General features: G+C 67.5%; 22 protein-coding genes and 1 riboswitch. Of the genes, 13 read left to right on the top strand and 9 right to left on the bottom strand.

What is annotated here, in order from left to right:
• Window positions 1-45: 45 nt before the first annotated feature.
• Entirely contained in the window at window positions 46-903 is an 858-nt protein-coding gene (locus tag DCO49_RS12800; RefSeq protein ID WP_116864354.1) for an EamA/RhaT family transporter, read from the bottom strand.
• Window positions 904-947: 44 nt separating this feature from the next.
• Between DCO49_RS12800 and DCO49_RS12795 the strand changes: the two genes are divergently transcribed.
• On the top strand, window positions 948-1,619 hold the full coding sequence (locus DCO49_RS12795; RefSeq protein WP_116864353.1) for a CocE/NonD family hydrolase: 672 nt from the start codon (window positions 948-950) through the stop codon (window positions 1,617-1,619).
• The gene (zapE, locus tag DCO49_RS12790) at window positions 1,616-2,716 is read left to right on the top strand and encodes a cell division protein ZapE (RefSeq protein WP_108767352.1); all 1,101 of its coding nucleotides are present in this window, start codon (window positions 1,616-1,618) and stop codon (window positions 2,714-2,716) included. The genes DCO49_RS12795 and zapE overlap by 4 nt, the downstream gene beginning before the upstream one ends.
• Before the next feature lie 100 nt (window positions 2,717-2,816).
• Here the strand turns inward: zapE and DCO49_RS12785 are convergent, their stop codons facing one another.
• Window positions 2,817-3,623: a DUF2884 family protein gene (locus DCO49_RS12785; protein WP_116864352.1), complete on the bottom strand. Its 807-nt coding sequence runs from the start codon at window positions 3,621-3,623 to the stop codon at window positions 2,817-2,819.
• 567 nt (window positions 3,624-4,190) lie between these two features.
• Here DCO49_RS12785 and DCO49_RS12780 point away from each other — a divergent pair.
• The 3 genes from DCO49_RS12780 to DCO49_RS12770 all read left to right on the top strand — a co-directional run bounded on the left by DCO49_RS12780 (window position 4,191) and on the right by DCO49_RS12770 (window position 8,447).
• Window positions 4,191-6,602, top strand: a complete 2,412-nt coding sequence (locus DCO49_RS12780) for a ribonucleoside-diphosphate reductase subunit alpha (RefSeq protein ID WP_116864351.1) — start codon at window positions 4,191-4,193, stop codon at window positions 6,600-6,602.
• 125 nt (window positions 6,603-6,727) lie between these two features.
• Window positions 6,728-7,747, top strand: a complete 1,020-nt coding sequence (locus tag DCO49_RS12775) for a ribonucleotide-diphosphate reductase subunit beta (RefSeq protein ID WP_116864350.1) — start codon at window positions 6,728-6,730, stop codon at window positions 7,745-7,747.
• Window positions 7,748-8,195: 448 nt separating this feature from the next.
• Entirely contained in the window at window positions 8,196-8,447 is a 252-nt protein-coding gene (locus DCO49_RS12770) for a hypothetical protein (protein WP_116864349.1), read from the top strand.
• 106 nt (window positions 8,448-8,553) lie between these two features.
• Here DCO49_RS12770 and DCO49_RS12765 read toward each other — a convergent pair whose 3' ends face one another.
• Window positions 8,554-9,189, bottom strand: a complete 636-nt coding sequence (locus DCO49_RS12765; protein WP_116864348.1) for a LysE family translocator — start codon at window positions 9,187-9,189, stop codon at window positions 8,554-8,556.
• Window positions 9,190-9,282: 93 nt separating this feature from the next.
• Here DCO49_RS12765 and DCO49_RS12760 point away from each other — a divergent pair, with 93 nt between their 5' ends.
• The 3 genes from DCO49_RS12760 to DCO49_RS12750 all read left to right on the top strand — a co-directional run bounded on the left by DCO49_RS12760 (window position 9,283) and on the right by DCO49_RS12750 (window position 11,818).
• Window positions 9,283-9,705 (top strand): acyl-CoA thioesterase, encoded by a 423-nt coding sequence (locus DCO49_RS12760; protein WP_116864347.1) that lies wholly within the window; start codon window positions 9,283-9,285, stop codon window positions 9,703-9,705.
• Window positions 9,706-9,748: 43 nt separating this feature from the next.
• Window positions 9,749-10,555 carry an NAD-dependent protein deacetylase gene (locus DCO49_RS12755; RefSeq protein ID WP_116864346.1) on the top strand — a complete coding sequence of 269 codons (807 nt, stop codon included), beginning with the start codon at window positions 9,749-9,751 and terminating at the stop codon, window positions 10,553-10,555.
• Between the two features lie 159 nt (window positions 10,556-10,714).
• Complete coding sequence (locus DCO49_RS12750; RefSeq protein WP_116864345.1) at window positions 10,715-11,818, top strand: NADH:flavin oxidoreductase/NADH oxidase; 1,104 nt, start codon at window positions 10,715-10,717, stop codon at window positions 11,816-11,818.
• 2 nt (window positions 11,819-11,820) lie between these two features.
• On the opposite strand, the gene DCO49_RS12745 is transcribed toward DCO49_RS12750, so the two are convergent.
• Window positions 11,821-12,732, bottom strand: coding sequence for a LysR family transcriptional regulator (locus tag DCO49_RS12745; protein WP_116864344.1), 912 nt, complete (start codon window positions 12,730-12,732; stop codon window positions 11,821-11,823).
• A gap of 135 nt (window positions 12,733-12,867) precedes the next feature.
• On the opposite strand from DCO49_RS12745, the gene DCO49_RS12740 reads away from it, so the two are divergent.
• The 3 genes from DCO49_RS12740 to DCO49_RS12730 all read left to right on the top strand — a co-directional run bounded on the left by DCO49_RS12740 (window position 12,868) and on the right by DCO49_RS12730 (window position 15,723).
• Window positions 12,868-13,746: a hypothetical protein gene (locus DCO49_RS12740; protein ID WP_116864343.1), complete on the top strand. Its 879-nt coding sequence runs from the start codon at window positions 12,868-12,870 to the stop codon at window positions 13,744-13,746.
• A 69-nt stretch (window positions 13,747-13,815) separates the two neighbouring features.
• Window positions 13,816-14,667, top strand: coding sequence for a formyltetrahydrofolate deformylase (gene purU / locus DCO49_RS12735; protein ID WP_116864342.1), 852 nt, complete (start codon window positions 13,816-13,818; stop codon window positions 14,665-14,667).
• Window positions 14,668-14,751: 84 nt separating this feature from the next.
• On the top strand, window positions 14,752-15,723 hold the full coding sequence (locus tag DCO49_RS12730) for a glutathione S-transferase family protein (protein WP_116864341.1): 972 nt from the start codon (window positions 14,752-14,754) through the stop codon (window positions 15,721-15,723).
• Window positions 15,724-15,736: 13 nt separating this feature from the next.
• Here DCO49_RS12730 and pncA read toward each other — a convergent pair whose 3' ends face one another.
• The 5 genes from pncA to DCO49_RS12705 all read right to left on the bottom strand — a co-directional run bounded on the left by pncA (window position 15,737) and on the right by DCO49_RS12705 (window position 21,753).
• Window positions 15,737-16,363 carry a bifunctional nicotinamidase/pyrazinamidase gene (pncA, locus tag DCO49_RS12725; RefSeq protein WP_116864340.1) on the bottom strand — a complete coding sequence of 209 codons (627 nt, stop codon included), beginning with the start codon at window positions 16,361-16,363 and terminating at the stop codon, window positions 15,737-15,739.
• 56 nt (window positions 16,364-16,419) lie between these two features.
• Entirely contained in the window at window positions 16,420-17,091 is a 672-nt protein-coding gene (locus DCO49_RS12720; RefSeq protein ID WP_116864339.1) for an epoxyqueuosine reductase QueH, read from the bottom strand.
• Between the two features lie 140 nt (window positions 17,092-17,231).
• Window positions 17,232-17,461: riboswitch (cobalamin riboswitch) on the bottom strand.
• Between the two features lie 129 nt (window positions 17,462-17,590).
• Window positions 17,591-19,000 (bottom strand): nicotinate phosphoribosyltransferase, encoded by a 1,410-nt coding sequence (locus DCO49_RS12715; RefSeq protein ID WP_116864338.1) that lies wholly within the window; start codon window positions 18,998-19,000, stop codon window positions 17,591-17,593.
• Window positions 19,001-19,065: 65 nt separating this feature from the next.
• On the bottom strand, window positions 19,066-20,121 hold the full coding sequence (locus DCO49_RS12710) for a bifunctional nicotinamide-nucleotide adenylyltransferase/Nudix hydroxylase (RefSeq protein ID WP_116864337.1): 1,056 nt from the start codon (window positions 20,119-20,121) through the stop codon (window positions 19,066-19,068).
• Between the two features lie 225 nt (window positions 20,122-20,346).
• Window positions 20,347-21,753: an FAD-binding oxidoreductase gene (locus DCO49_RS12705; RefSeq protein WP_116864336.1), complete on the bottom strand. Its 1,407-nt coding sequence runs from the start codon at window positions 21,751-21,753 to the stop codon at window positions 20,347-20,349.
• Between the two features lie 162 nt (window positions 21,754-21,915).
• On the opposite strand from DCO49_RS12705, the gene DCO49_RS12700 reads away from it, so the two are divergent.
• Window positions 21,916-23,790 carry a patatin-like phospholipase family protein gene (locus tag DCO49_RS12700; RefSeq protein ID WP_116864335.1) on the top strand — a complete coding sequence of 625 codons (1,875 nt, stop codon included), beginning with the start codon at window positions 21,916-21,918 and terminating at the stop codon, window positions 23,788-23,790.
• A gap of 90 nt (window positions 23,791-23,880) precedes the next feature.
• A complete protein-coding gene (locus DCO49_RS12695; RefSeq protein WP_133249430.1) occupies window positions 23,881-24,459 on the top strand; it encodes a hypothetical protein in 579 nt (192 codons plus the stop codon).
• Window positions 24,460-24,843: the final 384 nt, after the last annotated feature.

The raw sequence follows: 24,843 nt of genomic DNA, 5'->3' as shown, positions 1-24,843 counted from the left end.
AGTCGAGCATGGCTCGACTCTACAGAAGGCAGGATCGCTCCGGCCTCACCCCCAGGCGATCAACCCGATCGCCAGTACCGCCAGCGCCAGGCCGGCGCGGTTCCACTTGGTGGTGGCCTCGCCGAAGGCGAACACGCCCACCAGCGCGCCCAGCACCACCACGCCGATGTTCATGCCGGCGAACACCGTGGCCGGGCTGTCCGGCATCGACTGGTGCGCATGCACATAGAAGAGGATGTTGCCGCCGTTGAGCAGGCCCAGCAGCGCGCCGGCCCCCAGGTTGCGCCAGGCCAGCCGGCTGCGTCCGCTGGCATGCCGCCACAGCTGCAGCACCAGCATCAGCACGAAGGCCACGCTGAAGCTGGCCAGCACCGCCGCCATCGACGGCGTGCCCGACAGCGCCACCTGCTTGAGCAGCACGTCCACCACGGCAAAGCCGCCCCACACGCCCAGCAGCCAGCCCCAGCCACCCGGCGAGGCCGCCACTGCCGGCCCACGCGGGCGCACGCTGATAGCCACCATCGCCAGCACGCCCAGACCCAGACCGGCCAGCTTCCACGGCGTGGCGGTCTGGCCGAAGAACAGGAAGGCCGCGGCCAGTGACAGCAGCAGCGACAGGCGCTGGGCCACGTCGGTGCGGACGATGCCGGCCACCGCCACCGCGCGGCCCAGCACCAGGAAGATCGACGGCAGCACCACCGCCAGCGCCAGCAGTGACAGCCACGGCGCATGCGGCGCGCGCAGCGCGTCCAGCGGCGGCTGCAGCACCACGGCAGTCAGGGTGGCGGCGACCAGATAGTTCCAGGTCACCATCTGTGGCACGTCCAGCGCGCGGCGGTTGGCCAGCTTCAACACCACTGAAACCAGCACACTGCAGATCACGGCCAGGGACAGATAGAGCATGGGGCAGGGCACAGGGCAGGGGCGGGGGACGGTATCATGGTGCCATGCACAAGCCCTCGTTCCCCGTCGCCCCCGGCGAAACCGCCTGCCTCGTACTGGACGGCCCGGCCGGCCCGCTGGAAGTGGTCGTCGACCTGCCCAAGGCCGACGTGCCGGTGCAGCCGATCGTGGCCGTCATCTGCCACCCGCTGTCCACCGAAGGCGGCACCCTGCACAACAAGGTGGTCACCATGACCGCCACCACCCTTCGCGAGCTGGGCATCGCCACGGTGCGCTTCAACTTCCGGAGCGTCGGCGGCTCGGCCGGCCGCTTCGACCACGGCGTGGGCGAACAGGACGACCTCAAGGCGGTCACCGCCTGGGTGCGCAGCCAGCGCCCGGACGACCGCCTGTGGCTGGCCGGTTTCAGCTTCGGCTCCTTCGTTTCGCTGAAAGCCGCAGGCGAACTGCAACCGGAAGCGCTGATCTCGATCGCGCCGCCGGCCGGCCGCTGGGATTTCAGCGGCGTGCAGCCACCGGCCCGCTGGCTGGTCATCCAGGGCGAGCAGGACGAGGTCGTCGACCCGCAGGCCGTCTACCAGTGGCTGGAGACGCTCGATTTCCCGCATGAGCTGGTGCGCATGCCCGAAACCAGCCACTTCTTCCACCGCAAGCTGATCGACCTGCGCGGCGCGCTCACCCATGGCGTCAAGCACTGGCTGGGCGCGGCGGCATGAGCGAGCAGGCGTTGACCCCGTCGCAGCGGTACGCGGCCGGGGTTGCCAGCGGCGACTGGCAGGACGACCCGGCCCAGCACGCGGCCCTGGCCGAGCTGGACCGCATCCACCTGGGCCTGGTCGACAGCGCCGAGGATGGCTGGCTGGACCGCCTGTCCTCGTTCTGGAAGAAGCCCGAGCCGGTCAAGGGCCTGTACTTCTGGGGCGGCGTCGGCCGTGGCAAGACCTTCCTGGTCGACCTGTTCTACGACGGCCTGCCGATCAAGCAGAAGTACCGCACGCACTTCCACCGCTTCATGCGCAGCGTCCACGAGCGCCTGCGCGAGCACCAGGGGCAGAGCGACCCGCTGGCGAAGATCGCCCAGGAATGGCGCAGCAACCTGCGCGTGCTGGTGCTGGACGAGTTCTTCGTCACCGACATCGGCGATGCGATGCTGCTGGCGCGCCTGCTTGAGCGCCTGTTCGCCGAGGGCGTGACCCTGGTCACCACCTCCAATACGGCGGTCGAGAACCTGTATCTGAACGGCCTGCAGCGCGAGAGCTTCATGCCGGCCATCGGCCTGCTGCAGCGATACTGCGTGGAGCTGTACGCCGAGGGAACCGAGGATTACCGCATGCGCGCGCTGACCCGGTCGCCGGTGTACCGCGCGCCGCTGGCTGCCGACAGCGATGGCTGGCTGGCCAGCCGCTGGGGCGAACTGAGTGGCGGGCAGCCGGCCAAGGCCGGCAACATCGAGATCGAGGGCCGCAAGATTCCGGTGCGTGGCCGCGGCAAGAGCATCGCCTGGTTCGATTTCGCCGCGCTTTGCGAAGGCCCGCGCGGCCCGTCGGATTACATCGAGATCGCGCACGAGTTCAACACGGTGCTGCTGGGCGGCATTCCCGCCTTCGACCGCCTGAACGAAGATGCCGCGCGCCGCTTCGTGAACCTGATCGATGAGCTGTACGACCGTCACGTCAACCTGGTCTGCACGGCAAGCACCTCGCCGGTGGAACTGTATGCCGGCGAACGCCTGCAGGGCGCCTTCGAGCGCACCGCCTCGCGCCTGATCGAAATGCAGAGCGCCGAGTACCTGGGCACCCCGCACCGGGCGTGAGGGGGCCGCTGGCTGTAGAGCCGAGCCCATGCTCGGCCGCTTCTGCATGATGCGCCGAAGGCAGCCGAGCGCGGCTCGGCTCTACAACAGCGCGGCGCGCTTACCGGCTCGGGGCCACCGCATCATCCTGCGGCTGCTCACGCGTGCTGGCCGCCACCTGCACGCCCTCACTGCGCTGGATCAGCCGCAGCGGCTGCCCCTGGTAGCGCACCTCCAGCGCGTCGTGGGCCTCGGCCACGGCGGCCACCAGCGGGCACAGCGCCCGCGCGCGGGCCTCGATGCGCTCGGCGCGGCCTTCCAGCTGCTGTTCCATCTGCGCGTCCAGGCGGTCGGCGCGCTCCTCCATCGCATCGCTGCGGCCGGTGACCATCTGCCACAGCATGCTGCGGACGATGGACGCGGACAGCGACTCGGCCATGTCCTGCACCTTGGTCTCGAAGCCCGGCCCGAACACCGCCTGTTCCCAGTAGCCCTTGCCCAGCGTGCCGCCGATCCAGTCATCGGCCTGCCGGCGCAGGCGCCGGACCTTGCGGCTGTTGGCGGTGCCGGTGAGGCTCTCATAGACCCCGTCGAGCACGTCGAAGCTCAGGCCGCTCACTTCGTGGGCCAGCGCCGTGGCCGCCGGCATCAGCTGCCGCGCCCCGGCCTCCATCTGCCGCAGGCGGGCGGCGTCGGCCTCGCTGACCGGCACGACCGTGTCGTCCAGGCTCAGCACGCCATCGTGGAACACCACCTCGTGCGGCGCCTGCGGGCCATGCCGCAGCCAGATGCCACCGCTGTCCACCAGCACGTCGTAGTCGGTGCGCATGCCGCACTGGTCCGAGCGCAGCTTCGGGGCGTCGGCGGCCATCGCGGGTGCGGTGGCCAGGCAGGCCAGCAGGGCAACGGGGGGCAGGGGCAGGCGCATGGTGGAATCCTTTCCGGTCAGTGCAGGACCACAGCATCCCGCGCCCGCACGGTGCCGTCACCGGCCGGAAGTCACTGCCCGATGGCCATCGCTCCGGCCATACCGGCTTTCCCACCGGCTGCCCACCACCTATCCACAGGGTTGTCCCTAGCCAGCTTCATCACTGTCATGTGAAGCTGTCATTGTTCCGTTTCCGCAGCACGTTGTACCGCCGATGTGACGCCTTCCGGGCTTGACTGCGCAGCCCGTTCCGGCAGGTCCAAAGCGTCCAGACGCGGCGCCGATGGCATGATCCTTGCGCCGCAAGGGATTACCAAATTTCACTACATTTGGCGTTGACGGCCCCCATTACCCCCACTATCTTGTGGCCGTCGGTCGCAACGACCCCATGGCTTGGGGTCCGCAACGGGGCACTACCGCGGTACCCGCCAGCGATCGCCAACCGGCAGTGGAAGGCGCAGGGTCTCACCTCCTGCGACGCCGTCCTGCCACCCTGGGCTGTCATGTCCCAGGTCGAGCAACCCTGATGCATACAGCACCCCCAATCACGCCAAGAGGACACACGCCGTGACCACCGAATCCAGCGCCACCATCGAGAAGGAAAGCGAATTCCTGCTGACGTCGCCGCCGACGGCCAACGCGATGAGCGTGACCAAGCGCAACGGCACGACCGAGCTGGTGGATCTGAACAAGATCGTGCGCGCGGTGCAGCGTTCCTCCGAAGGCCTGCACGCCGTCGATCCGATGCGCGTGGCCACCCGTACCATCTCCGGCCTGTACAACGGCGCCACCACCCGTGAACTGGACGAACTGTCCATCCGCACCGCCGCCCTGCTGATCGGTGAAGAGCCCGAGTACGGCCGCCTTGCCGCGCGCCTGCTGGCCAACTACATCGCCAAGGAAGTGTCGGGCCAGGAAATCTACGCCTTCTCGCAGTCGGTCAGCCGTGGCCACGAAGTCGGCCTGATCAACGACCGCCTGCTGAACTTCGTGCAGACCAACGCACGCAAGCTCAACGATGCCATCGACATCTCGCTGGACCTCAACTTCGATTACTTCGGCCTGCGTACCCTGTACGACCGCTACCTGCTGCGCCACCCGCACACCCGCAAGGTGATCGAGACCCCGCAGCAGTTCTTCCTGCGCATCGCCAGCGCACTCAGCGAGGACGTGGCCGAGGCCCTGGCGCTGTACAAGCGCATGGGCAACCTGGACTACCTGCCGTCCAGCCCGACCCTGTTCAACTCCGGCACCACCCACGAGCAGCTGTCCTCGTGCTTCCTGCTGGATTCGCCGCAGGATTCGCTGGAGTCGATCTACTCCAAGTACGGCGACATCGCCCAGCTGTCCAAGTTCTCCGGCGGCATCGGCGTCAGCTACACCCGCGTGCGTTCGCGTGGTTCGCTCATCAAGTCCACCAACGGCCACTCCAACGGCATCGTGCCGTGGCTGAAGACCATGGATTCGTCCGTGGCTGCGGTGAACCAGGGCGGCAAGCGCAAGGGCGCGGCCTGCGTCTACCTGGAAACCTGGCACGCCGACATCGAGGATTTCCTCGAACTGCGTGACAACACCGGCGACGAATCGCGCCGTGCGCACAACCTGAACCTGGCCAACTGGATCCCGGACCTGTTCATGAAGCGCGTCGAAGCCGACCAGGAATGGTCGCTGTTCGATCCGCGCGTCGTGCCGGAGTTCACCGACCTGTTCGGCGAAGCCTTCGAGGCCGCGTACCTGCAGGCCGAAGCACAGGGCAAGGCCAACCGCACCATCTCCGCGCGCAAGCTGTACTCGCGGATGATGCGTACCCTGGCCGAGACCGGCAACGGCTGGATGACCTTCAAGGACAAGTGCAACCGCGCCAGCAACCAGACCCTGCGCGCCGGCAACGTCATCCACCTGTCCAACCTGTGCACCGAAATCCTGGAAGTCACCTCGGCGGAAGAGACCGCAGTATGCAACCTGGGTTCGATCAACCTGGGCAACCACTTCGACGGCAACGGCGAGTTCGATTTCGACAAGCTGGCCGACACCGTGCGCCTGGCCGTGCGCCAGCTCGACCGCGTGATCGACCTGAACTTCTACCCGATCGAATCGGCGCGCCGTGGCAACCTGCGCTGGCGTCCGGTCGGCCTGGGCTGCATGGGCCTGCAGGACGTGTTCTTCCGCAAGCGCCTGCCGTTCGACGGCGCCGAAGCACGCGCGCTGTCGAAGAAGATCGCCGAAACGATCTACTTCCACGCGCTGGAAACCTCGGTTGAGCTGGCCCAGGAACGCGGCAAGCACCCGTCCTTCGCCGACACCCGTGCGGCCAGCGGCGAGCTGCAGTTCGATGCCTGGAACGTGGTGCCGGAAGATGCCGAGCGTTGGGACACCCTGCGTGAGCGCATCAAGGAACACGGCCTGCGCAACTCGCTGATGATCGCCATTGCCCCGACCGCGACCATCGCCTCGATTGCCGGCTGCTACGAGTGCGTCGAACCGCAGGTGTCCAACCTGTTCAAGCGCGAAACCCTGTCCGGTGACTTCCTGCAGGTCAACCGCTACCTGGTGAATGAGCTGAAGAAGCTGGGCCATTGGACCCCGGAAATGCGCGACGCCATCAAGCTGGCCGAAGGCTCGATCCAGGGCATCACGCAGATTCCGGAAACGCTGCGCCACGTCTACCGCACCGCGTGGGAACTGCCGATGCGTTCGCTGATCGACATGGCGGCCGACCGTGGCGCCTTCATCGACCAGTCCGCCTCGCTCAACCTGTTCATGGAAAGCCCGAACATCGGCGCGATGTCCTCCATGTACATGTACGCCTGGAAGCAGGGCATCAAGACCACCTACTACCTGCGTTCGCGCCCGGCCACCAAGATCGCCAAGACCACGGTCAGCCACACCGCCACTGCAGCGCCGGAGAAGGTGTTCAGCCCGGAAGAGGCCATCGCCTGCTCGCTGGAAAACCCGGAAGCCTGCGAGGCCTGCCAATAAGACGCGCCGTGCCGGCCCCGCCGGCACCTCGCACCTGTAGAGCCGAGCCATGCTCGGCTGCGCAAATGACAAGGCAGCGCCGGGCCAAGCCCGGCGTTTTGACCCGAGAAGACAAGGAAACACCCATGGCCGACACGCCCAAGCAGATGCTGCTCGATCCCGGTTTTGAACTGACCCTGCGCCCGATGCGCTACCCGCAGTTCTATGACATGTACCGGAACGCGATCAAGAACACCTGGACGGTGGAAGAGATCAACTTCCAGATCGACATCAGCGACCTGCACAGCAAGATGTCGCCGGGTGAGCGCCACCTGATCCACCGCCTGGTCGCGTTCTTCGCCACCGGCGATTCGATCGTGTCCAACAACCTGGTGCTGAACCTGTACCAGCACCTCAACGCGCCCGAAGCCCGCATGTACCTGTCGCGCCAGCTGTATGAAGAGGCGCTGCACGTGCAGTTCTACCTGACCCTGCTCGACAACTACCTGCCGGATCCGGACGAGCGCGCCAAAGCCTTCGACGCGGTGGAGAACATCGACTCGATCAAGAAGAAGGCTGATTTCTGCTTCAAGTGGATCGACTCGATCCAGAACCTGAAGCGCATCGAGACCCGCGAAGAGCGTCGCCAGTTCCTGCTGAACCAGATCTGCTTCGCCGCGTGCATCGAAGGCCTGTTCTTCTTCGCTGCGTTCGCCTACGTCTACTACTTCCGTTCGCGTGGCCTGCTCAATGGCCTGGCCTCGGGCACCAACTGGGTGTTCCGCGACGAAAGCGCGCACATGGACTTCGCCTTCGAGTGCGTGGACGTGATCCGCGAGGAAGAGCCGGACCTGTTCGACGACAAGATGAAGCAGGACGTCTACGAAATGCTGGCCGAAGCCATCGAGTGCGAAGTGCAGTTCGCCGAGGACGTGCTGTCCGGTGGCGTGGCGGGCATCTCCACCCGTGACATGCGCCAGTACCTGCAGCACTGCGCCGACAACCATTTCCATCGCCTGGGCATGGAGCGCAAGTACAACGTGCGCAACCCGCTGAGCTTCATGGAACTGCAGGACGTGCAGGAACTGACCAACTTCTTCGAACGCCGCGCCTCGGCCTACCAGGTCGGCGTGCAGGGCGAAGTCGCCTTTGACATGAACTTCTGATCGAACCGGTCAGGTTTGTCGCAACGGAAAACCCCGGCCATGCCGGGGTTTTTTTGTTTCTGTAGAGTCGAGCCATGCTCGACTCACGCGCGCAGCGCGCAATGACGCAAACCGCATCGACGGTCGATCACGACCCAACGCGTCGGCTCTGCCCACAAGATGTCTGCATGTCGCGTAAGCCTCTGGAATCACGCGGATTCCGCTGCGCATCATGGCGCGCTGCTGGCGAACCAGCAGCCGGGACTGCAATCCCGAATCCTATCGACTGATACGCTCGTCAACCGTCGTCGGCAACTGTCCGGCGGCGGTTGGCGACCCGTCGTACTTCTGCGGCGGGCGGTGCGTGGAGGCCTTGTGCCTTCCGGTTTTTCAGTCGATAGACCGGGATTGCAGCCACGCATCGTCCGCCACCCTCACCGGTGGCCTGATCCGTAATGGAGGCACCACCATGAGTACCGATCCGACGAACGCGCACGAACTCAATCACCAACTGCTGCGCCTGCGCCGCCTGATGCAGGGCATCGAAGGCACCGAGCTGCTGCTCTGCGACCACCAGCTTGCCCAGGCCAACGGCAGCACCTCACCACTGCAGGGCAAGCAACCGGCGGAAGCCACCCACGCCATGCTGTGCCTGGCCATCAACGGCCGCCGCTGCGCGGAAACCGTGGAGCGGCTGGTTGCCGGACCGACCCACCATTGAAGGTAGCGCCGGGCCACGCCCGGCGGAATCCATCCGGCGCGGCGGGAAACATCGACCGCGCTGCGCGCTCGCCGGGCATGGCCCGGCGCTACCGCTACCAACGGTCTTACCGCCGCCCTTCCACCGCCATCCGCACGGCCAGCCCGGCCAGCACCGTGCCCATCAGCCAGCGCTGCACGGCCTGCCAGCTCGGCCGTGCGGCCAGGAACGCCGCAATGCTGCCGGCCATCAGCACGATTACCGTGTTCACCGCCAGGCTGACCGCGATCTGGGTGAAGCCCAGCACCACCGACTGGGCCAGCACGCTGCCGTGGCCGTCCGGGTGCAGGAACTGCGGCAGCAGGGACAGGTACATCACCGCGATCTTCGGGTTCAGCAGGTTGGTCAGGAAGCCCATCGCGAAAAGCCGGCGCGGGCTGTCCACGGGCAACGCATGCACCGCGAAGGGCGAGCGGCCGCCCGGCTTCACCGCCTGCCAAGCCAAGTACAGCAGGTACAACGCGCCGCCGATGCGCAGCGTGTCGTAGGCGAAGGGCACGGTCATCAGCAGGGCGGTGATGCCCAGCGCCGCGCACAGCATGTAGAACAGAAAGCCCAGTGCCACCCCGCCCAGCGACACCAGCCCGGCGCGACGGCCCTGGCAGATCGAGCGTGAGACCAGGTAGACCATGTTCGGCCCAGGCGTGAGCACCATGCCCAGCGACAGCAGGGCGAAGGCCAGCAGGTCGGTGGCGGCGGGCATGGCGGCGTTCCGTGCGGTGGGCGTGGCGCAGTGTAGCGCCGCCTGCACCGGGCCTGGCTTAAAATTGCCGCACCCCACACCGATGGCCCCGCCATGACCCCCATCCCCGAAACCGTGCCGCCCATCGAAGTGCGCATGGCTGAAATCGTCTTCCCCAACCACACCAACCACATGGGCACCTTGTTCGGTGGCCAGGCGCTGGCGTGGATGGACAAGGCCGCCTTCCTCGCCGCCGCCCGCTATTCGCGCCGCACGGTGGTGACCGCGCGCAGCGACCAGGTCGATTTCAAGCTGCCCATCCGCATCGGCCAGATGGTGGAAACCGTGGGTCGCATCGTCGAAGTGGGCCGCAGCTCGATGAAGGTCGAGGTGGAGCTGATTGCCGAAGACCTGCACAGCGGCGAGCGCAAGCTGTGCACCCGCGGCCACTTCGTGATGATCGCGCTGGGCGAGGATGGCCAGCCGACCGCCGTGCCGCGCCTGCCGGGCGCCGCGGCGGCCGACCCGGCCAGCTGACCACGCGCTTGCGGGGGCGCCCGCGCGCCCCCATTTCGCTGCCATGACCCCGCCGCTGACCGACTTCATCGACCGCGCCCAACGCCTGTTCGTGCTGACCGGCGCCGGCTGCAGTACCGCCTCGGGCATCCCCGATTACCGCGATACCGACGGCCAGTGGAAACGCACGCCGCCGGTGACCTACCAGGCCTTCATGGGCGAGGCGGCCACCCGCCAGCGCTACTGGGCGCGCAGCCTGCTGGGCTGGCCGCGCTTCGGCCTCGCCCTGCCCAACGGTACCCACCAGGCGCTGGCCGCGCTGGAAGCCCGCGGCACCCTGCAGGTGCTGCTGACGCAGAACGTGGACGGCCTGCACCAGCGCGCCGGCAGCCAGAACGTGATCGATCTGCACGGGCGGCTGGATCGGGTGCGCTGCATGGGCTGCGAGCGCCGCAGCGGGCGCGGGGATTTCCAGCAGCGGCTGCTCGAAGCCAACCCGGGCTGGGACGCGCTGGAAGCGGGCATCGCTCCGGACGGTGACGCCGACCTGGAAACCGACTTCTCCGCCTTCGTGGTGCCGGATTGCCCGTACTGCGGCGGCCTGCTGAAGCCGGATGTGGTGTTCTTCGGCGAAAACGTGCCGCGCGAGCGCGTGGCGGCCGTGCAGGAGCACCTGCAGCAGGCCGATGCCGTGCTGGTGGTGGGTTCCTCGCTGATGGTCTATTCCGGCTTCCGCTTCGTGCAGGCTGCGGCCAGGGCCGGGTTGCCGGTGGCGGCGCTGAACCGCGGCCGCACCCGTGCCGATGACCTGCTGCAGTTCAAGGATGAACGGGACTGCGCCGAGGCGTTGGCGGGCTGGGCCATGCTCTGAGGCGAGCGTGGGCTCGGCTCTACAAGGGATGCCTGCTTCTGTAGAGCCGAGCCCACGCTCGGCTGCACCAGGTCGCGCGAAACAGCGATCCATCCAGATGGTTGATCCGCAGGCTCTGCAGCGGTGCAATACGCACCCCCTCCGCATGTCCTTACCGTCTTGAGCCAGCTGTTCTCGCCGATGTCCCTCGGCCCCCTGACCCTGCCCAACCGCATCGTGATCGCGCCGATGTGCCAGTACTCCGCCGAAGAGGGCCGCGCCAGCGACTGGCACGCCATGCACCTGGGCAACCTGGCGCAGTCCGGCGCCGGCCTGCTGATCCTGGAAGCCACCGCGGTCGAACCGCGCGGACGCATCAGCTGGGCCGACCTGGGCCTGTGGGACGATGAGACCGAGGCCGCCCTGGCGCAGGTGCTGGCCAGCGTGCGCCGCTGGTCGTCGATGCCGCTGGGCATCCAGCTGGCCCACGCCGGTCGCAAGGCCTCCACCGCCCGCCCGTGGGACGGTGGCCGCCAGCTGCCGGCCGACGATGCCCGTGGCTGGACCACGGTGGCGCCGTCGCCGGTGCCGTTCCATGCCGCTGACCCGGCACCGGAGGCGCTGGATGAAGCCGGCATCGCCGAGGTCATCGCCGCCTTCGCCGCCAGCGCGGTGCGCGCCGAGCGCCTGGGCTTCGAGCTGATCGAGATCCACGCCGCGCACGGCTACCTGCTGCACCAGTTCCTGTCGCCGCTCAGCAACCGCCGCACCGACGGCTACGGTGGCTCGCTGCCGAACCGCCTGCGCCTGCTCGTGGAAGTGTTCGATGCGGTGCGCGAAGCGGTGTCGGACAAGGTGTCGGTGGGCGTGCGCATTTCCGCCACCGACTGGGTCGATGGCGGCTGGGACCTGGTGCAGAGCGAAGCGCTGGCGCAGATCCTCGACGCACGCGGCTGCAACTTCCTGCACGTGTCCAGCGGCGGCCTCGACGAGCGCCAGAAGATCAGCGTCGGCCCGGGTTACCAGGTGCCGTTCGCGGCGGCCATCAAGGCCAAGAAGCTGCGCATGCCGGTCATCGCGGTCGGCCTGATCACCGAGCCGGAACAGGCCGAATCGATCCTGCGCCACAACCAGGCCGATGCCATCGCCCTGGCCCGCGGCATCCTGTACGACCCGCGCTGGCCGTGGCACGCCGCTGCCGCGCTGGGCGACAGCGTGGTGCCGTCGCCGCAGTACCTGCGCTGCGAGCCGCGCGAAGCGCGCAACGTGTTCCGCGCGCGTTAGCCTCAGACCTGCCAGGCCGGCGCGATGCCGGCCTGCAGGTGCTCGAACAGCGCGCGGATCTTCGCGGTGAAATCGCGGCGATCGCTCACGCAGAAGAACACCTCCATCGGCTCCGGCTGCCAGTCGCTGGTCGGATCGAACACCGCCTGAAGGCGGCCATCGCGCAGATAGGGTTCGGCCACGAATGCAGCCAGCCGGGTGATGCCTGCACCTGCAGCGGACAGTTCGGCCAGCGCGTCGATGTCATCGCAGACCATGCTCGGCGGCAGCGCAGCGTCCACCCGCTGTCCGTCCTTCAGCAGGCCCCAGCGCAGCGGCCGGCCATCGGTGGGGAAGCGGTGCAGCAGGCCGCGATGGCCATTCAGTGCGGCCGGATCGGCCGGCGTGCCGTGCGCCTTCAGATACGCCGGCGACGCACAGAACATGAACGGAATACGCGCCAGCGGCCGCGCCACCAGCCCGTCTTCCAGCTGCGCGCCGATGCGGATGCTCGCATCCACCGCTTCCGGCCCATGCTGCACGGCGCGATCGCTCAGCCGCAGTTCCAGCTGCAGCTGCGGGTAGCGCTGCTGCAGGCTGGGCAGCAGCGGTGCCAGCACGTGGCGGCCGAACGCGCTGCTGCTGGCGATGCGCAGCGGCCCGGACGGTTCGATGTCGCCGGCGGTGACGATCGCCTGCGCGCGCGCCAGGTCGGCCTCGATGTGCCGCACCTGCGCCAGGTACACCGCACCGGCCTCGCTGAGCGCCAGCTGCCGGGTGCTGCGGTTGAGCAGGCGCACGCCCAGGTGGGCTTCCAGCCGGTTGATGTTCTGGCCCACGGCGGTGGCGCTGATGCCAAGGTGGCGGGCCGCGGCGGCAATGCTGCCGGTCTCTGCGGTGCGGGTGAAGCTGCGGATGAGCTGCAACAGGTTCATGACCGACCAGCTTGCCATGGGGGAGGGCAAGTATCGCTTGGGTCTGTACCAAGCCGCGCAGCGTTGTCGCGTCCGCATCTGGTGTGTGCCCATCGACCGCGCTAGGCTGCCTGCGTCCATGGGGAAGGAGGCCGCATGAAGCCGATCGCGCTGCGTCGTTGGACGGGTGGGCTGCTGTTGTTGGCCAGCGCCGGCGTGTCCGCCGCCCCGACCCCTCTGGCCGACCGCCTGCTGGCCATCGACGAGGACGCGCGGGCGGTGCCACTGGCCGAGCGCGTGCAGCGCCTGCAGGCGGCCTATCAGGCCGATCCGCTGGCATCGATGCTTGCCGAGGGCTGCCAGGCCGTACCGGCCGAGCGCGTGGAGGATGCATTCGCGGCCACCCAGCTGGTCAACTTCTACGCGCCGGACGCGCAGCGGCTGGACCAGATGCAGTGCCTGTTGCCGCGTCTGCGGGGCCAGGGCGATGCCGAGAAGGCCCGCGCCGATGAACTGCACCGTGCGCTGATCGCACAGCGTCGGTTCGCCCAGGCCAATGCGCTGCGCGCCGACGCCGGCCTGGATGCCAAGGTCCTGCCCGAGATCACCGGCGATATGGTGGCGGCGCGCCAGGTGCTGGTGCTTTCAGACGCCGACCACGCCGTCCGCCGCACCCTGCCGCAGCAGGGCTGGCAGGTCGTGGCGCTGGTCCATCCGTACTGTGGTTTCTCGCAGCGTGCCCTGGCGGCGATCACCACCGATCCCGCGTTCGCCGGGTTGCGGCCACACCTGCAGCTGGTGGTGCCCAACGACCAGAGCTGGCCCAGCCAGCAGATGCTGGACTGGAACCGTGCCCATCCCGATCTGCCGATGCAGCCGCTGCAGCCCGGCCCGGCCTGGACGGCGCTGCGCACCGGCCAGACGCCCACCTTCCATCTGCTGAAGGACGGCGAGCTGACGACCACCGCGCTGGGCTGGGAGAACGACGGTCAGGCGCTGCGGGCACTGCAGGCGCTGATGGAGGCGCCACGCTGATCATCGGCGCACACGGTTGCATCGGTGACCATCGTCCCCGCCGCCACGGCGCTGCCCTAAACTCGGGCGATGCGCCCCGATTCCATTCTTACCCTGTCCTGCCCCGACCGCACCGGCATCGTCTACCGCGTGTCCGGGCTGTTGTTCGACCACGGCTGCAACATCCTCGACGCCCAGCAGTTCGGCGACGAGGAGAGCGGACGCTTCTTCCTGCGCGTGCATTTTGACCGCGACGCCAGCCTGCCGCTGGATACCGTGCATGCGGCGATGGCCGCGCTGGCCGCCGACTACGGCATGGACTGGCAGCTGCACGACGGCCGCCGCCGCGCGCGCCTGCTGGTGCTGGTCAGCAAGCAGGGCCATTGCCTGAACGATCTGCTGTTCCGCGCCCATAGTGGCCAGCTGAAAGTGGATATCGCCGCGGTGGCGTCCAACCACGCCGATTTCGCGCCGCTGGCCGCGTCCTACCAGGTGCCGTTCCATCACCTGCCGGTGAACGCGGACACGCGCGCCGTGCAGGAACAGCAGATCATCGATCTGGTCGAGCGCGAGCGCATCGACCTGGTGGTGCTGGCGCGTTACATGCAGATTCTCTCGCCCACGCTGTGCCGTGCCCTGGCCGGTCGCGCCATCAACATCCACCACAGCTTTCTGCCCAGCTTCAAGGGCGCGCAGCCCTACCACCAGGCGCACGCGCGCGGGGTCAAGATCATCGGCGCCACTGCGCACTACGTGACCGAGGATCTGGACGAAGGCCCGATCATCGAACAGGACGTGGCCCGCGTGGACCACGCGATGGCGCCGCGCGAGCTGGTGCGGCTGGGCAGCGATACCGAATCACAGGTGCTGGCGCGCGCCGTGCGCCGGCATGTGGAGCACCGCATCCTGCTCAACGGGCATCGCACGGTCGTGTTCCGCTGAGGGGCCCCGCCTCCACGCAGTTCTCACCGGACGTTGCGGCTCCACGCGCTACGGTATCGGTTCTGCAGCAGAGGGAGCACCGGCATGGGCCAGCTCGTTGATGGCGTCTGGCAGGTCGGCACCGCAGGTGCCGCCGGCGAGGATGGGCAGTTCCACCGCGAGGAATCCACGTTCCGCCACTGGCTGACAGCCGATGGCGGGCCTGGGCCGCAGGGCCAGCCAGGGCATGCGGCCGCATCCGGGCGTTACCGCCTGTATGTCAGCCTGGCCTGCCCCTGGGCCCACCGTGCCCTGATCATGCGCGCGCTCAAGGGTCTGGAATCAGTGCTGCCCGTATCGGTAGTGCACTGGTACATGGGTGACCAGGGCTGGACGTTCCAGCCAGGGCGCGGCGTAATACCCGACCCGGAACTGCAGGCGGAATACCTGCATCACCTGTACACCGCCGCGAAGCCGGGCATGACCGGCAAGGTGACCGTGCCGGTGCTGTGGGACCGCGAGCAGCGCAGCATCGTCAGCAATGAATCGGCCGACATCCTGCGGATGTTCAACGAGGCATTTGACGGTCACGGTGCGCTGCCCGGTGATTACTACCCTGAAGCCCTGCGTGCGGACATCGATGCGATCAACGCACGCGTCTACGAGGCGGTCAACAACGGCGTCTACAAGGCAGGCTTCGCCAGCACCCAGCAGGCCTACGACGAGGCCGTGGGGCCGCTGTTCGAAACGTTGGACATGCTTGATGCGCAGCTTCAGCAGTCGCCGTGGCTGGTGGGTGGTCGAATGACCGAGGCCGATATCCGCCTGTTCACTACGCTGCTGAGGTTCGATGCGGTCTACCACGGCCATTTCAAATGCAATGTGCGGCAGATCGCCAGCTACCCCGGTCTGAACGGGCTGCTGCAGCGGATGCTGGCGATGCCTGCGGTCGCCCGCACGGTGGATGCCCACCACATCACCCACCACTATTACCAGAGCCATCGCCAGTTGAACCCGTCCGGCATCGTCGCGAAGGGGCCGGCATGGTTGAGGGATCTGCCGCCCGCGCAGCTGTGAAGGCGGCCATCGATCAAAGGATCGCAATCCCCGCCTTGCCCAGCGCCTCACGCACCATCGCGTCATTGGCTTCGGTCACCGGCCGCGTCAGCTCCCACAGGAACTTCACCCGGAAGCCGGATTTCACCGCGTCCTGCGCGCTCCACAGCACGCAGTAATCGCGCGCCAGGCCGCACACATGCACCTCGCAGATGCGTCGCTCATGCAGCCAGCCGGCCAGGCCTGTCGGCGGGCGCTCGCCCTCCGGGCCATGGTTCTCGCGGAACGCGCTGTACGAATCCACCTGCTGGCGGGTGCCCTTGCGCAGGATCAGGTCGGCCACGGTCCAGTCCACGCCCGGGTGCAGCGCGGCGCCGTCGCTGCCCTGCACGCAGTGGTCCGGCCACAGGGTCTGCGGCTGCGCGTGCAGCAGGATGCTCTCGAACGAGCGCGTGCCGGGGTGCTGGCTGGCGAAGGAGGCGTGGTCGGCCGGGTGCCAGTCCTGCGTGGCCACCACCGTACGGTAGCGGCGCTGCGCCAGCAGCTCGGCAACCGGCGCCACCAGCGCATCGCCCTGGTCACAGGCCAGCGCGCCACCGGGCATGAAGTCCGGCTGCAGGTCGATCACCAGCAGGGCGACATCGGCGGGCAGGGCGGTCATGGCAGGGTCCAGCGCAGCAGAAGGGGCGACCAGCGTGGCCGCCCCCCGCGCACACGTCAATCGCCTTGCGGCGTTTCAGCATCCTGGCCGTAGTACAGCAGGCCGATCTTGATGCGCTCGCGACCGGTTTCGCGGCGGTGGCGGTTGGCATCGCGCAGCGAATACACGCAGCCGCAGTATTCCTGCTGGTAGAACTGTTCGCGCTTGCTGATCTCCACCATGCGGCTGGCACCGCCGCCCTTGCGCCAGTTGTATTCCCAGTACTGCAGGCCTTCGTAGCGCGATGCCGCGCGCACGCCGCAGTCGTTGATCTGCGCCATGTTTTTCCAGCGCGAAATGCCCAGCGACGAACTGATGGTGTCGTAGCCGTGCTCATGCGCGTACAGCGCGGTGCGCTCGAAACGCATGTCGAAGCACATCGTGCAGCGGATGCCGCGCTCCGGTTCGTTTTCCATGCCTCGCGCGCGGCTGAACCAGTTGTCGGTGTCGTAGTCGCAATCGATGAAGGGGATGCCGTGCTGCTCGGCGAAGCGGATGTTCTCCTGCTTGCGCAGCTCGTATTCCTTCACCGGGTGGATGTTGGGGTTGTAGAAGAAGATCGCGTAGTCGATCCCGGAGGCGGTGATCGCCTCCATCACTTCGCCCGAGCAGGGCGCGCAGCACGAATGCAGCAGCAGGCGCTTGCCGTCGGCGGGGAGGGACAGGGCGGGGCGTTGGAACTCGGTCATCGTCGGGTGCATCTGGGCGTGGGCAACGGGTCTGGCCGGATACCGTGAACAGGACGCGCGCGGCCACGCCGCCTGCACGCGCAGGACGACATTGGCCCCGGCAACCTCCCCGCGGAGATTCCAGGTCGAGTCAGGGGACGGTCGTGTCCCCCGGCCGGGGCCGGTATTCGGGCTGATGGACACGGGCCACAGCCCACCTACTACCTGCCGCTTCCCAGGCGCGAGCCCAGTGCTGTTGGCAGGATTCGTTTCCATTCACCGCTGCGGGGCAGCTCCGGAATGGGCGCGCGAGGCGCCTTCACCGGATTCCCATTCAAATCCCTGCCGTTGTCGCAACGACGGCAGGGATACCTTCGGCGTGCCCACGGTGGACGCGTTGCCGGCGTGGGTCAAGAGGCAGTGGGGTCGGAGCCCGTTGCGCTGCAACGGGATCCGACCCTGCGGAAGGAAGGGGTCGGATCCCGCTGCCACGCAGCGGGCTCTGACCCCGGAGACGCCGTCAACGCCCCGCAGCAGCCCGCGCGCGGATGTCCTCCAAGCGCTGGTCGTACAGCAACCGCCCGTTCTCCCACACGGTCACCATCGCATCCTCGAAGCCGGCCGGCAGCGTGTCGTCACCGCTGGCTGGCAGCGCCACCGTGTGCAGGCTGCCGTCGTCCAGCCGGCGCAGCAGGCGCATGCGACCGCGCTTGCTGGTCTTGCCGGCATCGGTGATCGGGTCCTTGTAAACGTCGATCCACGCACCGTCCACCCGCGCGGCCGAGCACTTCAGCGCGAACTTCTGCGTATCGCGATCCAGCCGCTGCAGCAGGGCACCGCCCATGCCGAAGGCCACGTTGTCGGCAGCGTAGCCGTCCCCTGTGATGCGCTGCAGGATGGCGCGGATCGTGTCCGGGTTGATGCCATCGCCCTGGATCACCCGCACGTGGTTGAGCACGCGGTAGCCCTTGCCGTTGATCGTATGGCCAAAGGCCTCGTCCAGGCGGCGCAGGCTCTCGGCCACCACCTCCACCGGGTCCCCCGAATCGGGGCGGATGACCAGGGTCGCGCCCGAGGCGATCACTTCATCGCGCAGGGTGGTGCCCCAGTGTTCGCTGATCGCGCGGTAGATGTCATAGCTGTCCGACACCACTGCGACGATCGCACCGGGCTTGCCGAACTGGCGCAGCATGTTGCGGTAGGCATCCACTTCGCGCTCGCGGCCCCAGCTGGTGATGGTGCTGTGCTCGGCGGCGGGAATCGAATAGCCGGCCATCGGCGCGTGGTAGTGCGCGCGGGCCAGGCACAGCGCCGAGACGGTGTCGGTGCCGAGGAAGTTGACCAGGTGCGCGGCACCGCCCAGCGCGGCCGACTGCAGGCTCGACACACCGCGTGCGCCGAAGTCGTGCAGCTTGAACGGCAGCTGCCCCTGCGGGTCGTCGCTGGTCTGCTGCAGGAAGCCGGCGACGGTCTGCCGCGCATGCCAGCTGATGGTGGCCACGGTGACCGGGTACCACACGCGCAGCAGCAGGGTTTCCAGGTACGAGGGCACCCAGAACGCGGCCGGGTCGGTCGATTCGATGGTCATCAGCGCCTGGTGCGTGGGCACCACGCTGCCCTCGGGCACGGCGCGGATGCGTACCGGCAGGTGGCCGCCGAGGCGGTCGACGATATCTCGCCAGCCGGCTTCATTGAACGGTTCGCCATGCGCGGCGAACACCGCGGCGGCGTCGTCGATGTCGGCGTGGGTGATGGGCCGTGCCAAGGCGTCCTTGAGGATCGCCTGCAAGCCGAAGAACACCGTGCGGTCGTGCAGGCCGCCGCGCGATTCCACGTAGAAGAACGTGGCATCGGTACCCGGCGGGTACTGCAGCCAGTGGCTGGCCTTGTAGCTGTCGGTGTCGAGGAGAAGATTATCGAGGTAATGCATGACGGAAGCTCCTTCGCGTCGAGTGACACCGGCGGTCTATCCGCCGGTGGGGAAAGCCGGTCGGGTCAGCCCCGGCCGAGGAAATACTCCAGGATGTGCAGGTGGTCTTCGAACAGCTGCGGGCCCATCTCCAGCGCTTCGCTCACCGGAATCCAGCGCGCCTTGTCGGCATCGTCGCCGCCGCGCACCGCCGGCAGTTCACCGGCCGGGAATTCGAAGTGGAAACCGTGGGTGATGGTGCGGCCGCGCTGGCTTCGGTCGGGGTGGTCGAACACCTGCTGGCTCTTCAGCGAACCCTTCAGCACCGGCAGCGGGATCTTCAGCCGGGTTTCCTCGCGCAGTTCGCGCAGGCAGCTGTCGAGCAGGCTCTGTTCCTGGCCGACGAATCCACCGGGCAGAGCCCATAGGCCCTTGCCGGGTTCCGAACGGCGGCGCACCAGCAGCACGTGGCCCGAATGCACTACCACCGCATCGGTGGTGACGAAAGTGGGCGCGTAGGGCGCGTCCTTCCAGGCGGCCTTGTACTGTTCGATGAAGCGGTACTCGGCCACCAGCTGGCCATAGGCCGGTGCGCTTCTGCGGAAGGCTTCGAGCATGTCGTACACCGGCGCCGGCACGTTGCCACGCAGCATCAGCAGCGCACCGTGGAAGTCGACGTCGCCGGCTTCGAACAGGTAGCGGCGCAGCTCGGTGGCCGACAGGGTGGCCGTGTGCTGCACGTCCACCAGTGGCCACTGCGGGAATTCGCGCAGGTAGTAGCTGGAGGCGTCCTTGTCCATGCCGATCAGGCCGACCTTGGCATCGGCGGCGGCGCCGTCGTTGCGTAGGGCTTCGGCGACCTGGCGCTGCACGTTGGCGATCCACTGCGCTTCGTTGTACAGGTGGTCGCGCAGCGGGCGGATCAGCAGGCGTTGGGTGTTGCCATCGAGGGCGGCCTGGATCATCACGGCGCGTTCGGCCACGGTCCAGGGATTGCGCAGGCTGCGGGGGGTATCGGCAGAGCCGACCAGGAAGATCAGCTTGCGGGCCCGGCTCAGGGCCAGGCGGGCAACGGCGGCGTGGCCGTTGTGGAAGGGCTCGAAACGCCCGATGAAGACGAGATAGTCGAATTCCATGAGAATCCCTCATGTCGTTGTGGCAGCCGCGGGTCTGTCCCTTGGCTTGGTGCAGATGCTACGCCGATGGTTGTGGGGGTCAAGTGTGGGGGTTGCCGGCAGGGCTGCGCCCTGCACCTGCCGAGGCCAGAGCAGGAGCCTGCTATCCGTGGGTTGGCGGGGGGGGCCGGTTGAGGGAGACGCTGCAAGTACGTCCCTGTAAGCTCGGTCGCCGCTTGCTCGTGTGCGCTGCTAAGGCGCTGCGAGGTAGCGCTGCCAGAGGTGGTTCACCAGCTGCATCTGCGGGTCGTACTGGCGTTTGCGTTCAACGAATGCGTTCCACTGCGGGTACGCGCGCTGGAACTGCTCGCGTGTGGCGTGCGGGCGGTAGGGCAGGTAATACCGGCCGCCGCTTTCCACTGCCGCGTCGATCAATGCGCGGGTCCAGCGTGTGGACATCGTGTCGCCCCACGGGTGCCGTCGTTGCTTGTGGTACAGCACGAAGCAGAACACGTCTTCGTTCGCCCACTTCATCAATGCGGTCGTATCAGCGGGGGCGTGGCGGATCGATACATTCAGTGCGTCGACACGGTGGTGCTGCAGGATCGCGGACATGCGCGTGGCGAAGGCCTGGAAGCTGCCCACGGGGATGAAGTATTCCTGCAGCAGGTAGGTCGACACCGCGCGCATGCGGGGTTCCAGCGAGGCCACATCCAGGCTCGCTTCCAGGTTGCGATGGATCACCCGCGGTTCGGCCATCTGCTGCCTCACCACCGAGCTCTCGCGCAGCTGCGGGCCGCCGGGCAGTTCGGTGACGGCCCAGATCATGTTCTGTTCGTGGACATAGTTGGCACCCCGCGGTATCAGGCGCCGGGTGTCGGTCAGCGCTGCAGTGCTGCGCCGCCAGGTCACGGTCACCGGTGCATCGAAACGCGGCGGAATGAGGTCGGCGTTGTGCATCAACGCATCGCTGCGCGACGCCACGTTCTCGCGGAACCACTGCGGGTAATCGGCCAGCGCCACCCGCTCCATGTGCCGCGCCATGCGGTCGTTGTCGGCCAGGTCCAGCTCGACTTCACTGACCACGCCGATCAGGCCATAGCCCCCGATGACCGCGGCGAACAGCTCCGGGTGCTGCGTGCGCGAGGTCTCGACCACCTCGCCGGACCGCAGCACCACCTGCAGCGCACGCACGGTGGAGGCCATGCTGCCGCTGCCGACGTAGCGGCCATGGCAGTTCACCGACACCGAACCGCCGACGGTGAAATTGCTGAAGCTCTGCATCACCTTCACCGACAGGTTGTGCGGGTCCAGCCATTCCTGCAGCGCGCGCCAGCGCATGCCGGCCTGCACGCGCACCGCCTTGCGCACGACGTCCAGCCACAGCAGGCGGTGGCTCGGCGTCAGGTCCAGCTGCAGGGCGCCGGCCGCACTGGTCTGCCCGCCCATGCTGTAGCGGCCGCCGGCCACGCAGACCGTGCCCCGGTGCTGCTGCAGGGCGGCCTGCAGGTCGGCCGTTTCGGCAACGGCCCGCACCGCGGCCACGTCGGTAGGTTCCAGCTGGCTGATGTCGTTGGCCACGGGCGTGCCGCGCCGGGTACAGGCACTGGCGGCAGTGGCGGCGGCACAGCCTGCGATGAACGCGCGACGGGTGGTCATGGCAATCCCTGCATGAGTGTCCTGGGCGCAGTGTGCCCCGGCACGGCGGGAGTGGCCAGTAGGCCTTCCGTGGGCGGGTTCTCAGGCTGTGAGAACCCTTCGCGTCATACTGCATCCGTAGCGTCGGGTGGCATCTCAGGCACAGTCAGCGGGGGCAGGGTAGTGGCAGACAAGTACTGCGATCTGGTCATGAAGGGCGGCATCACCAGCGGCATCGTGTACCCCAATGCGGTACTGACGCTGGCCCGCGATTATCGGTTCAAGAGCATCGGTGGCACCTCGGCCGGCGCCATTGCCGCGGCGGTCGCGGCAGCGGCGGCCTATGGCGATCGCCGCCAGCAGGCCGGCGAGCACCTGGCTGACGACGCCGGCTATGGCGGCCTGGCGGCGGTGTCGGCGCAGCTGTCGCGGCGCGGCTTCATCTACAGCCTGTTCCAGCCGGCGCGCGGTGCGCGGGCGGCCTACCGGCTGCTGGTCGCGTTGACCGGCAGTTACAGTTGGCCGCGCAAGCTGCTGTGCCTGGCGGTGGCCGTGTTCGAGATCGCCCAGCTGGAAGTGCTGGTGTCGCTGGCACTGCTGCTCGGCCTGGGCTGGTGGGGCGGCGGTTGGAGCGGCGTGGCGGCCACACTGCTGCCGTCGCTGTTGTGTGCCTATGGGGCCGGCGTGGCCGGTGCCGCACTGCGGGTGGCGAGGGTGGCGCGGCGCAACCTGCTGGGCCTGTGCAGCGGCCTGGGCCGCGACGCGCGCAAGCCGGCGCTGACCGAATGGCTGCACGAGAGCCTGCAGCAGCTGGCCGGCAAGTCGCCGGATGCGCCGCTGACCTTCGCGGATCTGCACGCCGCGCCGCGCTATGCCGGCGAGCCGGAGAGCCCGCATGCGATCAGCCTGCAGATGATCACCACCTGCGTATCGCACAACGAACCGCGCACGCTGCCGCTGGGCGGCGCGCAGTTCTGGTTCCTGCGCGAGGAGTTCGAGCAGCTGTTCCCGGCCAGCGTGGTGCAGTGGCTGGTCGACCACGCCGGTGCGCCGGTGGAGGCGGACGGGCGGCAGTACCACCACCTGCCGCAGGGCCCGCAGCTGCCGGTGCTGGTGGCCACCCGCATGAGCCTGAGTTTCCCGCTGCTGATCAGCGCGGTGCCGCTGCATGAACCGGCGCGTCGTGAGCGCCGCTGCGAACCGTCGCCGGCCGCGGCCGATGCCGAACACAACGTGGCCGACAGCATGGAAGGGCTGACCAGTGCCGGCCAGTCCTGCGGCCCGGTCATCACCGCCTTCCGCATCTGCTGGTTTTCCGATGGCGGCATCAGCAGCAACTTCCCCATCCACCTGTTCGACGCGGCGATGCCACGCTGGCCGACCTTCGCCATCAACCTGGTCTATCCGCAGAACGCCGAGGATGTCAGCCACGGCGCCACCGGCCAGCAGGCACTGGAGCGCGCGGTTGTCCTTCCCACCGAGAACCGCCATGGCTGGCAGCGGCACTACCAGTCGATTGCCACGCCGTTGGCGGCGGCCGAGCTGGGTCGCTTCCTGTTCGCGGTGGTGGCGACCATGCAGAACTGGCGCGACCTGCTGCAGGCGCGTGCACCGGGTTACCGCGACCGCATCGTGCATGTGAGCCTGCAGGGCGACGAAGGCGGCATGAACCTGGACATGCCGCAGGAGGTGCTGAGCCGCATCGCCGACAAGGGCAGCCTGGCCGGTGCACGCTTCTGCGCGTTCTCGTTCGAGAACCACTACTGGATCCGCTGGCGCAACCTCGCTTCGGCCTACCAGCGCTATACGCTGGAAGTGGCGCGCACCGACGACCCGGCGCAGCAGGTGCTGGCTTATCGCGCGGCGTACTCCATCGTCGCCAGCGGCGAACCCGTGCCGCCGTCGTACAAGCTGGGCTCGGAAGACAAGCGTCGTGGTTCACAGCAGCTGTGGGCGCAGATGGTGGAGCAGGGCCGCACCTGGGAAGACCTGGGCCCGGACCTGACCGACGGCGCACCACGCCCGCTGCCGCAGATGAAGGTCACGCCGATCTACTGACCCTCCACCAAGCTGTGAACATCGCTAGTTCAGCCCGATGGTATCCAAGCTCAGAGCGCTCCAACTCAATACACAAGCCGAAGGATCTACATGACAAAGCTTAAAGTTGAAATTGAAGCCTGCGTGGAAAGGGACATCCGAAGCTACCTCAAAAGTTGGCCAAAGCGTCTGCTGGTCGGTGCAGGCTTGGTCATATCCGCGGGGCTTGTGCCTGCGCTGTCTGGAACGGTCATTGCGATGCTCAAGGAGTGGTTCTCGCCGGCCGTCATTGGCGCCACGACAGCCTCTACCCTTTTCATCGCTGGGCTGGCCTCGATCATATTTGGGCGCACTGGAAGCGTACTTGCACCCGCCAGGGTGCGCATGATGGAACTTGCCCATAAGATCGCTTCCACTGTATGGGTCGCTTGTTTTTATGCCGTGCCGATTTATCTTGGCGTAGCGGTTGCTCTACTGGCAGCCAGTCAATGGAGAAGTGCAGCCATCCTAGGCTACTTCTGCTGCGTACTTGCTATGTTGGGAGCGGTTCCGCGGATCTGCATCTACTTTTTGGAGGTCGTGCCTCCTTCCAGCGCGGGGGCGCTGTTGCGGAATGGGCGCTTGCAGGGCCTGTTCCTTGTGAGCTCGTCGCTGTTGATACTGAGGGAGCTGATTGTCAATCTCCCATAGGTAAGATGTGTGATTGTCTGTGCACGCAAGGAACGCTTCAGGTCCTCCCGCCAACATCCGCTGGACTTGCTTGAACGCCTCGACGCCCGCGATCCGGAGCACCTGCCAGTGGTACCGCTGGCCGCGTATTTCGAAGGCAACGATAAAACGTGCCAACCAAGGTTGGCAGCTACCAGAGCTGAAATCCGGATGGGGCCGGAGCCCGTTGCGTCGCAACGGGATCCGACCCAGTGCCGACCGACGGTCGGCACCCACCAGTAGAGCCACCCGTGCCGTTCCAACGGCCGCAGGAAACTGTCGAAGGCGGGGTGGGTCCGGTTGCAGGGGCGTGAGCCGCATGGATGCGGCGACCGAGCTTACAGGGACGTACTTGCAGCGACCCCT

Origin of the sequence: Stenotrophomonas sp. SPM, assembly GCF_003105135.1 — a bacterium.
Taxonomy (GTDB): domain Bacteria; phylum Pseudomonadota; class Gammaproteobacteria; order Xanthomonadales; family Xanthomonadaceae; genus Stenotrophomonas.
This window is presented reverse-complemented; position numbering and strand designations above follow the sequence as displayed.

Bases quoted from the DNA above. Each gene is read 5' to 3' on its own strand.
- DCO49_RS12695 (WP_133249430.1), top strand. From the start codon at position 23,881: ATGACAAAGCTTAAAGTTGAAATTGAAGCCTGCGTGGAAAGGGACATC.
- pncA (WP_116864340.1), bottom strand. From the start codon at position 16,363: ATGACCGCCCTGCCCGCCGATGTCGCCCTGCTGGTGATCGACCTGCAG.
- DCO49_RS12785 (WP_116864352.1), bottom strand. From the start codon at position 3,623: ATGCGCCTGCCCCTGCCCCCCGTTGCCCTGCTGGCCTGCCTGGCCACC.
- DCO49_RS12800 (WP_116864354.1), bottom strand. From the start codon at position 903: ATGCTCTATCTGTCCCTGGCCGTGATCTGCAGTGTGCTGGTTTCAGTG.
- DCO49_RS12760 (WP_116864347.1), top strand. From the start codon at position 9,283: ATGACCCCCATCCCCGAAACCGTGCCGCCCATCGAAGTGCGCATGGCT.
- zapE (WP_108767352.1), top strand. From the start codon at position 1,616: ATGAGCGAGCAGGCGTTGACCCCGTCGCAGCGGTACGCGGCCGGGGTT.
- DCO49_RS12740 (WP_116864343.1), top strand. From the start codon at position 12,868: ATGAAGCCGATCGCGCTGCGTCGTTGGACGGGTGGGCTGCTGTTGTTG.
- DCO49_RS12795 (WP_116864353.1), top strand. From the start codon at position 948: ATGCACAAGCCCTCGTTCCCCGTCGCCCCCGGCGAAACCGCCTGCCTC.
- DCO49_RS12715 (WP_116864338.1), bottom strand. From the start codon at position 19,000: ATGCATTACCTCGATAATCTTCTCCTCGACACCGACAGCTACAAGGCC.
- DCO49_RS12755 (WP_116864346.1), top strand. From the start codon at position 9,749: ATGACCCCGCCGCTGACCGACTTCATCGACCGCGCCCAACGCCTGTTC.
- DCO49_RS12765 (WP_116864348.1), bottom strand. From the start codon at position 9,189: ATGCCCGCCGCCACCGACCTGCTGGCCTTCGCCCTGCTGTCGCTGGGC.
- DCO49_RS12720 (WP_116864339.1), bottom strand. From the start codon at position 17,091: ATGACCGAGTTCCAACGCCCCGCCCTGTCCCTCCCCGCCGACGGCAAG.
- DCO49_RS12745 (WP_116864344.1), bottom strand. From the start codon at position 12,732: ATGAACCTGTTGCAGCTCATCCGCAGCTTCACCCGCACCGCAGAGACC.
- DCO49_RS12730 (WP_116864341.1), top strand. From the start codon at position 14,752: ATGGGCCAGCTCGTTGATGGCGTCTGGCAGGTCGGCACCGCAGGTGCC.
- DCO49_RS12775 (WP_116864350.1), top strand. From the start codon at position 6,728: ATGGCCGACACGCCCAAGCAGATGCTGCTCGATCCCGGTTTTGAACTG.
- DCO49_RS12770 (WP_116864349.1), top strand. From the start codon at position 8,196: ATGAGTACCGATCCGACGAACGCGCACGAACTCAATCACCAACTGCTG.
- DCO49_RS12705 (WP_116864336.1), bottom strand. From the start codon at position 21,753: ATGACCACCCGTCGCGCGTTCATCGCAGGCTGTGCCGCCGCCACTGCC.
- purU (WP_116864342.1), top strand. From the start codon at position 13,816: ATGCGCCCCGATTCCATTCTTACCCTGTCCTGCCCCGACCGCACCGGC.